The sequence below is a fragment of the Pelagimonas varians genome (assembly GCF_003208435.1).
GTDB classification, from domain to species: domain Bacteria; phylum Pseudomonadota; class Alphaproteobacteria; order Rhodobacterales; family Rhodobacteraceae; genus Pelagimonas; species Pelagimonas varians.
Genome location: NZ_QKMF01000003.1, coordinates 358,246 through 371,487, shown reverse-complemented (window position 1 = coordinate 371,487; position 13,242 = coordinate 358,246). Strand labels below are relative to the sequence as shown.

The window sequence follows — 13,242 nt, the reverse complement described above, 5'->3', positions numbered from 1 at the left end:
CCCTCAATGTGATAGTAGAACCGGGATCGGTGTGTCGCGCAGCACGCGCGCCGTCACCCCCCCAAGAAAATCTTCGCGAAATTTCGAATGCTCGTAGGCCCCCATGACCAACAAACAGGGATCTTGTTCGCGGCAATAGGCCAGCAGCGCACGGGCCATGCCCGGCTCTGCGACGATCGATTGGTGATTGGCGGTCACACCGTGGCGGGTCAACTGCAGCAACACTTCGGACACCGGACGCGGTGTTGGCGTGTCGCCGATTGTCAAAACCGTGACGCGGCCCTGTGCCTCTAGCAATCCCAGACTGTCAGACAAGGCCCGTGCCGCCGCCCGTCCGCCATCCCAAGCCATCACGGCATGTGTGTGGCTGGCCTGCGCATCATAGCCACGCGGAACGATCAAAATCGGCCGCCCGCTCATCAAAGCGATGCGATCAGGATGCAAAGTGACGTGTTCGTCCACGCCTTCGCCCCTGTCCTGCCCGACAACCAACAAATCATAGCCGCGAGCACATTCCGCCAGCACCGCATCAACACGCCCTGCGGCGCGCTGAAACGTCAGCCGGTCGCCCAGATCAAAAGAGCTGCGCAGGCTTTCGAACCGAGTGGCAATCGTATCCAGAATATCGGCATTGGCCTGCTGGATAATCTCGCGCGCTTTGGCTGGCACCCAAGCATCATTGCTGTTGACGGTTTGATGGGTGGAATGGGCCAAAAGCGCGGTGACATGTGCGTCGTCTCCGGCCAGAGAGACCGCATATTTCAAGGCGGACACTGCGCTGTCAGACCCGTTAAAAGCGACAAGAATATTGCGAATACTCATTTCCCATCCTCCCTTCCTGCCCAGATTTCACTGGGAATATAGACATGGCCGTCAGCCAGTTTTCGTGCTGTCCGCACAAGGCCGGCCGATCTGAGATCGAAACCGTTATCGCTGGCATAATCGATCAACACCTCAATTGTGCCCGAAGCATGCTCAAGCACCACATTGGCCGGACTTGACGTTGGCCGGTCCAGTAAACCATCGGCCACGGTTCCCGGTGTCAGCGCAGAGGACGCCAAGCATTGCGCACCGGTCACGGCCATTGTCGGATGGGTGTTTTTAGGCATAAAATAGCGTGCAGCGATGGTTCCCCCCTTTGCGGCAGGGGCGAGCAGGCCGAATTTGGGCGTGACCGAATTAGACACATCACCCATCCCCATCTTGTGCCCCGCTTGCCTGCGGATTGCCTCCATCCGCTCAAAGAACCCGCGATTGGCATCCAGTTCAGCGGCAGTTTCATACCCTGTCAAACCAAAGTCCGCGGCGCGGGCAATTACAACGGGCATAGCAACATCCATGCAGGTCACCTCGATCCCATCAAAGCTGTCGCGCAGGTTGCCCGTCGGCAAAAACGCCCCAGTAGACGATCCGGAAACACCCATAAACGACAGTTGCACAGGCGCAGATTTGCCCGGTGCACCCGCGATGGCGGTATCCCCTTGGTAGGTTAGTTTGGCACCGGGGGTTTTAACTTTGGCCACCACCTGTGCGCCGGTATTGACGGCCCTCACCCTGATTTCGGTTTCATCACCCATCGGTTCGACCAATCCCATTTCGATGGCAGCTGGTCCAACTCCTGACAGGATATTTCCGCACGTTGGTTTGAAATCAACGCGGCGCTCTTCGACCGAAACCTGTGCAAAGAAATAGTCGATATCGGCCCAGTTTTCCGCGCTCTTTGACAGTATCGCGACCTTGGTTGTCACCGCCGCGCCTCCGCCAATTCCGTCAATATTTAACGAATGACCCGCCCCAAGTACGGCTATCAGCACTTTGGCCAAACTCTCTTGGTCTTCGGGCAGGTCATCGCGGTGAAAGTAGGGGCCACGTGATGTGCCGCCCCTCATAAAGATATAAGGAATTCCTGTCTGGCTCATTTCAACGGCCACGGCAAATCAGCCGCCCCCTGCAAAAGACCCGGAGGGAAATCACGGTTCAAGGCACCGGCCATCAGGCACATAAATGCGATGCCCAGCGTGGTCAGCAGTAGGGTTTTGCCCCACCCAGCCCCGGCACGGACGCGCAAAAAGCTGACCAAAAATCCGACCAAAGCCAGAATAAACCCAACAAACCATGTTGCGACGATCAGAGCCCCAAACCACGCCAGTGTTGACCACAATCCATAGGGCGCATCAGCGTCTTCGCCAGCGACTTCCTTATCGGCAAAGATGGAATCACCTTCTGGTTTGCGCATCATTTGCACCAACAAAATCACACAGCACAGCAGGGAAAAGCCTCCGATGAACAGCGGGATCACCTTGTCTGTCATATTGTAGTCGGGAATGGCGTTGGCATTGATCAACGCGGCGACAAAATAGCCCCCGATCACCAGCAAGAACACCAATGGTGCCCGCTTGGATCCTGATTTCACATCGCCTTCGGCCATGATCGATTTGGCTTGGCGAATGCCCAGAACCACCGAAACAATCGTGATGATGATCAAGACAATCACAATCGGGCTGAACACATACTCCATCCCGACATCAAACCCCTTGCGAAACCGGAAACTGGCGATCTGAAACGCTTGGTTGGTGAATTTTTCCACAGGGTTGGACAGAACAAACCCAATCAAAAACGCAGGACGCGACCAGTCAAAGCGGCGCAGGAAAATGCCGATCAAACCAATGGCAAACAGGGCCAGAAGGTCTTCGAAGTTTTGACCAGACTGAAACGCCGCAAAGCTGATCAGCATGAACAGGAACGGAGCCAGATAGGTAAAGCGAATGGTGGTTAGCTTGGCTATCCCGCCCGACGCTGCGATGCACAAGATCGTGCCCACAACATTGGCCAGCGCCAGTAACCAGACGATGGAATAGGTGATGTCGAGGTTGTCTTTGAGCATGCTAGGGCCGACTTCGATGTCGCCCGACCCCAACAAGGCCACCGCGCCGATAAAGATCGCCATGGAGCCGGAGCCGGGGATACCAAACAGCAATGTTGGAACCAGACCGCCGCCCTCCTTGGCGTTGTTTGAGCTTTCAGGCCCAATGACGCCGCGCACTTCGCCTTTGCCAAAGTTGCTTTTGTCTTTGGTGGTTTGCACCGCATGCCCATAGGCAATCCAGTCCACGACCGAGCCGCCAAGACCGGGGATGACCCCAACCACGACACCGATGATCGAACAGCGTACCGACAGCCAGATATTGGCAAACCAGTCACGCACGCCATCCATCCAGCCGCCGCCCAGCGATGCGCCTTTGGCGATCGATCGGTCTTGGCGCAGCAGCGAAACAATTTCGGGAATGGCAAAGACGCCAAGGCCAACAATGACCAGTTTCAGGCCATCAGTCAGATAGGGAATATCATAGCTGGCCATGCGCAGGCTGCCGCCTGCGTCGGCCTCACCTATGGTGCCGATCATCAGGCCCAAACCCGCCGCGGCCAGCCCTTTGAGCGCAATTCGTCCGGCCAGAACCGCCACCATCGACAGGCCCAAAACGGTGATCATCAGCATTTCGGGCAGACCAAAGGCCAACACAATTGGCCGCGCCACCAAAATGAACATCGTTAGAAAGGACGCACCAACCAGACCGCCAAAAAGCGACGACGCAAAGGCCGCCGACAGCGCACGGGCGGCTTCGCCCTTTTTGGCCATTGGGAATCCGTCTAGAACCGTCGCCTGCGAAGCAGAAGATCCCGGTATCCCCATCAAAACGCTTGCGAACGTGTCAGAGGTTGGAACAACCGCAACCATACCGATCATCAGTGCGAGACCCAAGATCGGATCCATGCCAAACATAAAGGGCAGCAACAAGGACAGTCCGGCAATACCACCAAGCCCGGGAAAGACACCAACGGCCAGCCCCATAACGACGCCCAGCACCAGATAGCCCAGAACAACAGGTTGCAAAATCAAAGCCCACGCTTCGCCAAGCGCAGGTAGAGCAGTGGCGAAAGCCTCCATTGGGAGCCGCCTTTCAAGTGTAATTTGGAAAATGGGAGTGGGATGGGCGGCGTGCAGCCACCCATCCAAAGACGGAGCTTATTTCAGCTCAACACCATAGGCATCTTTAAGCCAAGTGGTGACATAGGCCTTGGCCTCGTCCGGAACATTGGTGGCTGTACCCAGCGCTGTTTGAGCACTGGCACCTGTAAAGACCAAGTACTTGCCCACGCGCTTGGAAGAGATTTTAGGGAAATCTGCCCGTGCCACAACGGCCTCAAAGGCAGTTGTATAAGTGTTGACTATGTCTTGATCGGTGCCCGCAGGCAAAAAGGCCAACTTTTGAACCGGGAACCCGGCAACAAAGAACGCTTTCCACGCATCCCAAGCCTCGCCGCTGGTTTCACACCCATCTGTGGCTTCGCAAACTTCTTTGAAAGTCGGGATTTCCGGGAATGTCGGGTCGCGCACGATATTGCCATCCGCATCCAGCGCACCCCATGACATCATCGCAACAGCGTCGCCGTTTGCCACCAATTCGGCCGAGCCTCCAAGATAGCCAGACGAGGTCTGATAATCGATGGTTGCTTCGCCGCGTTCAAACATCAAACGACCGTCGCCGCGGCCCTTGATGCCAAACACAGGTTCGACATTCATGCCTAGCATCTGCCACGCCAACAATGGAACAAGGTCCAAACGTGTGGCCCCTTGCGACCCGTAGATGAAATCGATGTCCTTGAGACCATTGGCAGACCCATCAAACTTGGCTCCGTCGTCAGCGTTTAGATAGGCAACACCACCGGTGCCCGACGCCATGACCGCATTCCAGTCGTTGTATTCATAACGCACCCGCGGATCACCCAGCAGATACGGGAACTGTGTCGAGCCCGACGAGCCGAACAACAAAGTGCCATCGCCCTTGGTCTGGTTCTGAAACCAGTTGGCCCCTTTGGTCGATCCCGCACCGGGCATGAATTTCACCACAACGGTCGGATTACCCGGCAGTTCCTCGGACAACAGCGGCGCAAAGAAGTTGGCCCATTTGGCCGACCCACCTGTTTCAGAAAACGGGATGACCCATTCGACGGTTTTGCCCGCCAGATCGACATCAGCGGCGGCAGGTGCTGCAAATCCTGCGGCGGCGATCAGTGCCATGGTCGCACGGCGCGTAAAGTTGGAAACGGTCATTGGTTCCTCCCTGTTGACCAGACAATCATAGCTGCGTCCTCTTCGCCACCATGATCATCACATAAATTCGGGGATTGATTCCCCGGCTTATGTGCTGATCATGGGCGTCCAACCTTGCGCCAAGCTTGCAGGAGCGAAAATGCGGATCGCCATCATCGAAGACAACGAGGCGCTGGCCAATGCCATTGCCTACCGGCTGCAAGATCGCGGCCATGCGGCGGATGTTCTACACGATGGGGATGAGGCGGATCGTTTTTTGACCCGCGAAGGCGCGGATTTGATTGTGCTGGATATCAATTTGCCGGGACGCAGCGGGCTTGAGATCTTGCGCGCGTTGCGGCTGCGCGGAGACGGCACACCGGTGATCTTGTTGACGGCCCGCAGCGACACCAGCGACCGGGTGGCGGGGCTTGACATGGGGGCCGATGATTATCTGGTCAAACCCTTTGAAATGGATGAGCTAGAGGCGCGTATCCGGGCGCTGTCACGGCGTAAAGAATTGGAATACGGCGCAAAAGAAAGCTTTGGCGCATTGGAGTTTGACCGCGCCACGCGGCAGGTCAGTTTCGGTGAAACCGCCTTGGATATCCCAAGGCGTGAGCTGTCAGTGCTGGAATGCCTGCTGGAACGCCGTGGCCGGATCGTTTCGAAATCGCAGCTGATGGACCATGTTTATGGCATTGGGGCCGATGTCGACGACACCGCTGTTGAGCCGCATGTGTCACGCCTGCGCCGCCGTCTGGCCCCCCATGGTGTGTCGATCAAAACAGCGCGCGGATTGGGTTATATGTTAGAGGTCACAGGTTGATGCGCCGCACAACGTCCTTGCGGCTACGCCTTTTTGCATTGATCCTGATCCCCTTGGTATTGATGGCGCTTTTGCTCGGCTTTTGGCGTGTCAGCGTCGCACAGCGCACCGCCGAAGAGCTGTTCGACCGCTCGCTTTTGGCAGCCGCTTTGGCGATTTCACGCGATGCAGCTGTTTCGGGCGGCGATCTCTTACAACCGCTGGCGCGCGAATTGATCCATGACGCATCGGGCGGCGAAGTCTTTTATCATGCAACCGGCCCGGGTGGAACATATGTGACCGGATATGCCTACCCCCCCAACCTGGATCATGTCCCTGACGACCCATACGCCCCGTTCTTTTCCTTTGGCTCCTATCGCGACGAAGACGTGCGCGTCTTGCGGATAACCGAACGCATTACCATTCAAAACCTGACCGGCGACACAACCGTTACGGTGTGGCAGCGCCTTGCCGATCGAAACGCTTTTGCCAACCAGTTGGCCGTCCGCGCCGCCATGGCATTGGGGGCGCTGTTGGTTACGCTGGCCTTGGTCGTATGGTTCGGGGTCGCGCGCGGACTGCGACCTTTGATTGATTTACAACAGGCCATTGCTGCCCGTTCTCCGGGGGATTTAAGTCAGATCAAGCGTCCCGTCCCAATCGAAACCCAAGGCATTGTTTCGACGCTGAACCGATTGTTTTCGAAGCTGGAAACAACCATCAATGCCCACCAGACGTTTATCTCGGACGCCTCACATCAGTTGCGCAACCCAGTCGCCGCAGTTCAATCTATGGCAGAATCCGTGCGCGACGCCCCAACACCTGCCGAGCGTGACAAACGAATAGATGAGCTGGTCGTGGCCGCTAGAAGCTCCGCGCGGGTGACCCATCAGTTGTTGTCAATGGACCGTCTGCATCATCAACACACCCAGACAGCATTTGAACGAATTAACCTCAGCGAATTGGTGCAAAACGCCAGTGCAGATATGGGTCCATTTGTATTGTCCCGCGGGGTTGAATTTGAACTGGATACACCCGACACTCCTTTGTTCCTAAAGGGAGATGCGGTGTTTTTGACAGAGGCGGTCAAGAACCTGATCGACAATGCATTGCAGCACGGCGGTGACGTTTTGGGCGAAGTCAAAGTGACCCTTTCAAACCAAAAAGACCGGGCCATTATTACGGTTTCAGACGATGGCAAGGGCCTGTCCCCCGATCATCGTGACGCCGCATTTGGCCGGTTTTCACAGGTCGGCCCCTCCAACGGGAGCGGATTAGGACTCGCCATTGTCGCGTCGGTCGCAGAGCAGCACAATGGCAGTTTGGAAATCGACGATGTCGCCAAGGGTGCAAGTCTGTCTCTGTCCTTGCCCATTGGCTAAACTGAATCCCCACCTAGCGCCGGACAGTTTCAGTATTGCCCTAAGTGGCCGTTTCCCAACGCATAATGCCGATCACTTGTTTCGATGCTTGGTATCCAGTCCCGAAATGACAGCGTGGGCACCGATAGAAGACCCTAATGTATTCAAAACTAGCGGCCATGGCACTGGCGTCGCAGCAGCGCCGAACCTGCATGTGATCCTCCATCGTCCCCCTGACCTACAAGTGATTGCCTGCAATCACCCAAAGGGCACCGACGGTCTCGCGCGCGCCCATGTCGTTGAGCCCCTGCACGTTGTCACGTCTGGCAGCCCCCAATCTCGGCCCAAGCCAAACCTGAAATGACGAAGAACATCAAAAATAATGACAGCCTCATTCCAACAACGCCGTGCAATGACTTCTATAAGGCACGGCCTTTGCCGAAACTGGGGGCAAGCGCAGTACGCTATCCGGATTTGTGCGGCCACCACATGTATAGCCCTGTAGCGATCAAGAACAGGGTCAAGGATCCAGCCGTTTCCAGCATCCGGTCGCTGGGCACCCCAGGCATTGGATCACTATGGATTCCACCGGAAAAGTCGCGTCAACCGCTGCGACGCGGGTAGGTTTCAATAACTTTTGCTGTATTGGGGTAATCGGCACCCTTTTTGACATCGCCGTCAGCATCGATGCTAAACAAGGTTGCAACATCGCTTGTTCGTGGCGCATCGTATGGTTTCAAGATGCCGTTCGGGATTGCGGCCCAAAGGCCGCGTATTTGTGTCTTTTGATCTGATTGTTGGCTCCAAGCCTGTAGATCCGCCAGCGGGCGAGTGAAAACTGAATTCAGTTTTGTGGAGATCAGCCTTGGGCGGCGTGACAGGTGGTTTGGATCAAGCGGTTTCTTGTTGTGCAGTTGTCGCGCGACAAAGTTAAAGATGCGCGTCTGGTCAGAGAACACAAGCGGCTCGCCATAACAACTGCGCGGTAGATGAGCCTCGCCAATCAAACGACAAGCTTCGCATTTTCAGCCAAGCGTTCCGACCTCGGTGCTGGGCGAGCCACAAATATCTACGTGCAATCCACCTTCTGCGGCATAAACCACAAGATCTTGCAATAAGGCCGGTCGCGGCCCTGTATGTGCAAAACCAGATGTCGCCATTGCCAAAATCAATGCGAGGAAGCTGAAGACATATTGAATCCTTAGCATGCCGCGCATCTCGATTGTCTTTGCGGCATTGTATTAGAGGTACTAGAACCCAAGCGGTTAAAACCCTACGAAGGTTGATTTCCCTATAAAACACCGCTTTTCTATAACTCTTGGGCAAGGGATTCATTACGTAAATCCAGTGTCATAGGCGACCTGCATGGTCTTGGTTCCACCGCTTGCGGAATTCGTGGTACGCGGTGCAGGGGGCGGTTCAGGATCATAGGGCCTTTGATGGTGATGATCCACAGGGGGGGGGAAGGGACATGTCCCGACCCGGCGCTACTGTCTCATGATCAGAAAAAACGAGCCACTGCGCGCGGTATCATGGTGACCAGGCCAGACTTGTTGTTGTGAAGGTGGTCTTTGCCCAGCGCATTGATCACTTCGATGTGCGCCAGCCACATCCAGCTTTCGGTGCCCTTGAGCTCGAAGAAATGGGTTATTTGATCCGGATTTTCGGCATCCATCTTGCGCAGCGGCGCTTTTGTCGCGTCCACCGAGGCAAAAAACACAGGGCCGTGACAGCCGGCGCAAAAAAGGTTTGTGTTCCCGGTACGGCTTGGGCCGATGGTAGAGGAAACACCGCGCCGTAATTCTTACTTATGTAGCCGCGTGCCCTGTCGTCGCCGTTCAAAAGCACCTTGCAATTGATGCCGCTCGGTATGCAGACAATCTTGCCCAGCGCAACGTCGATGCGTCCAAACCCGGTTAGGGCGCGAAGCGCGCCAATCTCAGGCACAATCCTTTCCCTTGAGGGCGATATGCTCATCCCATTCCGCGTGTTGGGATCTCGCCCCATTTCTGGTTTCACTGGCAGTTCAGAAACGGCCAGAAGACTGCCGTCCTAAAGCATCAGGCCCAAGCACAATTCTTTCTCCGCCAAAGGCGCGAGATTATAGCCCAATACGAACGGACAGACCGGGCAGCCACCTTTGCGGCAAACAAAAACCGATCACCCCAAAGACCATCATGAACCAGACACTCGACATGGTGTATTATAACGAAGAGCCGCCGAGGACATGAGTTCGTCAGCTTGCCCCCATTTTGCTGGATCGGCACCTCTTTATGCAACACGCCTTCGATGATCTGGCGCATAACAAAGACACCCAGAAGTACCCCGAAGAACATGAAGAACATGAAGAACAACAAAGGTGCTAGGTGCGAAGACGTTCACGAAAACGTCTGACAATTGCATAGCGCCACTCCTATTCCAGCAGGACGACCGACAAAACGTCGGCAAAGAAGTAAGAGAGGGCAAAGCCTCTGATGTCGGCGATTGCGGCTGTGGTGACGAATTTGCGCGTCGTGAAATCTGTCAGAGCAGCGCCAAGCGCTGGGAGGAACCCCCGCGTGAGCCACGTGAAGGCAGTGCAGCCAGACAGATCAGAGTGATCATCAACACCAACAGCGGTTTCACAACCTGAAGAGCATCGGCATCTCCGGCGCGCGGAATGCCGCGTTCGCCAGCCCCAAGCATATATACCTTCTTGAGGGCTTTGGCTTCCAAATCCACTTCACGAACGAGGGCCGCAAGACGCACACAGCCAGCAGCACCAGCCGTAGACCGGCGATGTAGCGAGGCAGGCCAGCCGACCCAAGAGGATCGAACTTCGGATCCAGCAGAAAAACCGCTTCGCTGCGGCGTCCATCACAGTCAAGAATTCACTTTGGTGCGCCTCCCAAAGCCTGCGTTTCAAGCCTGACAGGTGGGCAAGGGCGCACGATCCTGCAGGTTCATCATATCAATGACCAAATTTCTCACCAACCGGCTCTGCTCTTTCGCACAATCCAACTGGTCCCAGAGGTTTGTGACCTCGTCGGGATCCGTCTTCAGGGCATACATTTCGGTCCAGTCCGCGTCGTAGCGGATGATGATGCGCCAGTCGTTTTTAACGTAGGTGTGGATCAGCTGGAGACGCTCGAAAGCAGCAATCTTGCGTTGACGGTCTTCCTTTACGATCAAGCACTGTCGATCGATGCCCTCCAACAAAATGATCTCTTGGCAGCCGGAAAAGGCACAATGCCCGCACGAACCAGAAAGGTCGGCCCCATGTCGATAGCGTTGTGCAATTCATCATCGCTGCGGGTCTCAGGCGCTTCGGTCAGCTGGCGGCGAAGGTTGTGAATTGGCGGCAAGTCGCCCTTGTCAAACGAAGCTGACAGGTTGATTTCGTCAGGGTCGTAAATGTCACTGTATTTTCTTGGCAGCGGTGAAGGGATGACGCGGATCGGGGAAGAACATCATCAAGAAGACCGGATCGTCTTTCTGCGTGCAGCTTTTGAGGACACCCTGACATTCACCGGCAATCCAAGCTGTCGCGTATAGCTCTTCCGGGATGCGGGTCCGCCAGACTTGGGGCGCGGGCAGTGCAGCACAGACAAATGTCATGTCCAACCAGAGGCCGGATCGTAGGGGCCTAAGTCGATGTGGATTGGCGGAAGCTGCCAGCAACTGCGCACAAATCCCCCCTAGATTGGGTAGAGAGGGCCGCTGTCGGCATCGCCAGACAGGAAATTTCACTTCGTTGCCCTTGGCTTCGAGAAATGTGATTAGCGCCTCGTCGCTTGTTACCTGCTCAAAGACACCCGCCAGTTTCGAAACCACGTCCTTCGGGGGGCCTTTGGGGCCGTACCAGATAGTGACGAGGCAAACACGACATCATACCCCAGCTCTTTGGCAGTTGGCGATTCTGACAAGTCCGAACGGGGTTCTTCGCCGCAATAAAACAATGCCGAAAGTTTGGGATTACGTGTTTCGGATGTTACACCCACCATGGCGATCTTGGTGTGATTACCAAGGATCGTTGCAATGCGCTTTGCACCGCCACCGGCATTCACATACCCGACCTTCATGCCCGCCGCCTTGGCGTCCATCGCAGTGGTAACTTGAGCAAAGCTGCCCACAAGAGTTGCTTTTGTGACGCGCCCCGGCCCATCCAGTCTGCGGCACCTGCAAAGTGCTGTCAAAAGGCAGGATAAGTCTATTTAGGAGAGCGCCCCTCCCTAACGCATGTGGCGGATGGATCTTATTTTAAGCGCCTTTAGTTGCTCTCTCTAATTGCAAATAGCCCTTATACATATCCATTTCGAATGTATTGAGCAGCATCTAATCCTGCACGGTCAGGATCAAATCCGCCGCTGTAGCCTCAATGACTTGATCCACCGTGACCCCCGGCATGCATTCACGCAGTTCAAGGCCCTGGTCTGTTGGCGCGAGAACGGCAAGTTCTGTAACGATCAGGTCAACCCGCCTCGTCGAGGTTAGCGGCAGGGTGCACTCGGGCACGATCTTGGCCGTACCACGGGCTGTGTGCTGCATGGCCACGATCACCCGTCCTGCCCCTGTCACAAGGTCCATCGCCCCGCCCATACCGGGCACCAACGCGCCCGGCACCATCCAGTTGGCCAGCCGACCTCGCGCATCTACCTGCAATCCGCCCAACACCGTCAGATCAATATGGCCGCCACGGATCAAGCCAAAGCTCATCGCGCTGTCCATGGATGCTGCCCCCGGCACAGCGGTCACAAACCCGCCCCCTGCGTCGGTCAGGTCGCGATCCTCCATGCCTTCGGGCGGACGGGCCCCCATACCGATTACGCCGTTCTCTGCCTGAAAGAACACCCCCGCCTCGGCAGGAATGAAATTTGCCACAAGGCTCGGCAAGCCGATTCCGAGGTTGACCAATGTGCCGGGGTGGATTTCCTGTGCCACCCGTCGGGCAATCCGTTCCTTTGCATCCATTACCGCCGCCTTTCGAGAATATGATCAATTAGCACCCCCGGTGTGCGCACCGCATCCGGCGGGATCACCCCCACCGGCACGATCGCATCGGGCTCTGCAATCACCGTCGCGGCGGCCAGCGCCATCACCGGGTTGAAGTTCTGCGCCGTGAGCGTGTATTCGATGTTGCCCACATAGTCCGCGCGCCGCGCTGCGATCAGCGCAACATCGGCCTTCAGCGGTGTTTCCAGCAAGAATTCCTTGCCGTCCACATCAATTACCCGCTTGTCTTTGGCAACCAATGTGCCAATTCCGGTGGGTGTCAGTACGCCGCCCAGTCCAACGCCACCCGCACGAATTCGCTCGATCAGTGTTCCTTGGGGCACGAGTTCGATCTCGATCTCGCCTGCGTTCATCTTGGCCTGAGTTTCCGGGTTGAGCCCAATGTGTGAGACGATCATGCGCTCAACCAGTCCGGCAGAAACCAGTTTACCGATCCCCTGCCCCGGCATACCGCTGTCATTGGCAATCACTGTCAACCTGCCAGGTGCCCTTTCGACCAGCGCATCAATCATCCGGTGCGGTGCGCCTACCCCCATGAAGCCACCGATCATGATCTTGGCACCTTCGGTCACCAATTCAGCCGCGGCCTCGGGTTTTAATGCAGTTTTGGTCGGCATTGGTTCTCACTTCCTCGTGCCACGAGACTTTCCCTTTGGAAAGCGCGCTTTCGAACGTTGGCAAAACTTGGTCTTGGCACGGTTGATCAAGCAGACTGAAATCGACCTCCATGCCGTTCCGTTTTAATAGCCCCGGTCGCGCAAAGAATGCCAAACAAATTACGTTTGTGTCCAATTGTTTCCGCGATGGAAGGAATTGGACACAACGCCCAGCGCGGTGCGCTCGGATCGGTACATCGACACCTTTCATCAAACAATATTGGATTTGCGCGCCACACGTGCCTCCGGCCAAATCCGCGACACAGCCCAATGGCCGCCTGAGGGGGGGGGCAGAGTGCATCGAAAACTTCCTGCGGTGCATCCCAAAAGAAA

General features: G+C 56.1%; 16 protein-coding genes. 3 read left to right on the top strand and 13 right to left on the bottom strand.

Features of this window, described 5'->3' with window-relative positions; genetic code table 11:
* Positions 1–3: 3 nt before the first annotated feature.
* The 4 genes from C8N36_RS06060 to C8N36_RS06045 all read right to left on the bottom strand — a co-directional run bounded on the left by C8N36_RS06060 (position 4) and on the right by C8N36_RS06045 (position 5,113).
* Positions 4–822, bottom strand: a complete 819-nt coding sequence (locus C8N36_RS06060; protein WP_097805671.1) for a universal stress protein — start codon at positions 820–822, stop codon at positions 4–6.
* The gene (locus tag C8N36_RS06055) at positions 819–1,919 is read right to left on the bottom strand and encodes a 4-oxalomesaconate tautomerase (protein ID WP_097805670.1); all 1,101 of its coding nucleotides are present in this window, start codon (positions 1,917–1,919) and stop codon (positions 819–821) included. Before C8N36_RS06055 ends, C8N36_RS06060 begins: the two co-directional genes overlap by 4 nt.
* Positions 1,916–3,946 (bottom strand): tripartite tricarboxylate transporter permease, encoded by a 2,031-nt coding sequence (locus C8N36_RS06050; protein ID WP_097805669.1) that lies wholly within the window; start codon positions 3,944–3,946, stop codon positions 1,916–1,918. Before C8N36_RS06050 ends, C8N36_RS06055 begins: the two co-directional genes overlap by 4 nt.
* Before the next feature lie 78 nt (positions 3,947–4,024).
* Positions 4,025–5,113, bottom strand: a complete 1,089-nt coding sequence (locus C8N36_RS06045; protein WP_176527109.1) for a type 2 periplasmic-binding domain-containing protein — start codon at positions 5,111–5,113, stop codon at positions 4,025–4,027.
* Between the two features lie 139 nt (positions 5,114–5,252).
* On the opposite strand from C8N36_RS06045, the gene C8N36_RS06040 reads away from it, so the two are divergent.
* Both C8N36_RS06040 and C8N36_RS06035 read left to right on the top strand, forming a co-directional pair.
* Positions 5,253–5,921, top strand: a complete 669-nt coding sequence (locus tag C8N36_RS06040) for a response regulator transcription factor (protein ID WP_097805688.1) — start codon at positions 5,253–5,255, stop codon at positions 5,919–5,921.
* Positions 5,921–7,282 (top strand): sensor histidine kinase, encoded by a 1,362-nt coding sequence (locus C8N36_RS06035; protein ID WP_097805668.1) that lies wholly within the window; start codon positions 5,921–5,923, stop codon positions 7,280–7,282. The genes C8N36_RS06040 and C8N36_RS06035 overlap by 1 nt, the downstream gene beginning before the upstream one ends.
* Before the next feature lie 581 nt (positions 7,283–7,863).
* Here C8N36_RS06035 and C8N36_RS06030 read toward each other — a convergent pair.
* From C8N36_RS06030 to C8N36_RS06005, 6 genes are all read right to left on the bottom strand, one after another.
* Positions 7,864–8,220 (bottom strand): hypothetical protein, encoded by a 357-nt coding sequence (locus C8N36_RS06030; RefSeq protein ID WP_141468132.1) that lies wholly within the window; start codon positions 8,218–8,220, stop codon positions 7,864–7,866.
* 66 nt (positions 8,221–8,286) lie between these two features.
* Positions 8,287–8,469 (bottom strand): hypothetical protein, encoded by a 183-nt coding sequence (locus tag C8N36_RS06025; RefSeq protein ID WP_141468130.1) that lies wholly within the window; start codon positions 8,467–8,469, stop codon positions 8,287–8,289.
* Positions 8,470–8,762: 293 nt separating this feature from the next.
* Positions 8,763–8,981 (bottom strand): hypothetical protein, encoded by a 219-nt coding sequence (locus tag C8N36_RS24115; RefSeq protein ID WP_097805665.1) that lies wholly within the window; start codon positions 8,979–8,981, stop codon positions 8,763–8,765.
* Complete coding sequence (locus C8N36_RS24825; protein WP_370739164.1) at positions 8,909–9,238, bottom strand: homogentisate 1,2-dioxygenase; 330 nt, start codon at positions 9,236–9,238, stop codon at positions 8,909–8,911. The genes C8N36_RS24115 and C8N36_RS24825 overlap by 73 nt, the downstream gene beginning before the upstream one ends.
* A 546-nt stretch (positions 9,239–9,784) precedes the next feature.
* Positions 9,785–9,946, bottom strand: a complete 162-nt coding sequence (locus C8N36_RS06010) for a hypothetical protein (RefSeq protein WP_170125822.1) — start codon at positions 9,944–9,946, stop codon at positions 9,785–9,787.
* Between the two features lie 216 nt (positions 9,947–10,162).
* Positions 10,163–10,459: a hypothetical protein gene (locus C8N36_RS06005; protein ID WP_141468128.1), complete on the bottom strand. Its 297-nt coding sequence runs from the start codon at positions 10,457–10,459 to the stop codon at positions 10,163–10,165.
* Between the two features lie 195 nt (positions 10,460–10,654).
* Between C8N36_RS06005 and C8N36_RS24110 the strand changes: the two genes are divergently transcribed.
* On the top strand, positions 10,655–10,795 hold the full coding sequence (locus C8N36_RS24110; protein ID WP_170125821.1) for a hypothetical protein: 141 nt from the start codon (positions 10,655–10,657) through the stop codon (positions 10,793–10,795).
* A gap of 242 nt (positions 10,796–11,037) precedes the next feature.
* On the opposite strand, the gene C8N36_RS06000 is transcribed toward C8N36_RS24110, so the two are convergent.
* The 3 genes from C8N36_RS06000 to C8N36_RS05990 form a co-directional block, all read right to left on the bottom strand.
* Positions 11,038–11,373 (bottom strand): type 2 periplasmic-binding domain-containing protein, encoded by a 336-nt coding sequence (locus C8N36_RS06000; RefSeq protein ID WP_146227645.1) that lies wholly within the window; start codon positions 11,371–11,373, stop codon positions 11,038–11,040.
* Positions 11,374–11,575: 202 nt separating this feature from the next.
* Positions 11,576–12,211, bottom strand: coding sequence for a 3-oxoacid CoA-transferase subunit B (locus C8N36_RS05995; RefSeq protein WP_097805660.1), 636 nt, complete (start codon positions 12,209–12,211; stop codon positions 11,576–11,578).
* Positions 12,211–12,870: a 3-oxoacid CoA-transferase subunit A gene (locus C8N36_RS05990; RefSeq protein ID WP_097805659.1), complete on the bottom strand. Its 660-nt coding sequence runs from the start codon at positions 12,868–12,870 to the stop codon at positions 12,211–12,213. The genes C8N36_RS05995 and C8N36_RS05990 overlap by 1 nt, the downstream gene beginning before the upstream one ends.
* Between the last annotated feature and the right edge of the window lie 372 nt (positions 12,871–13,242).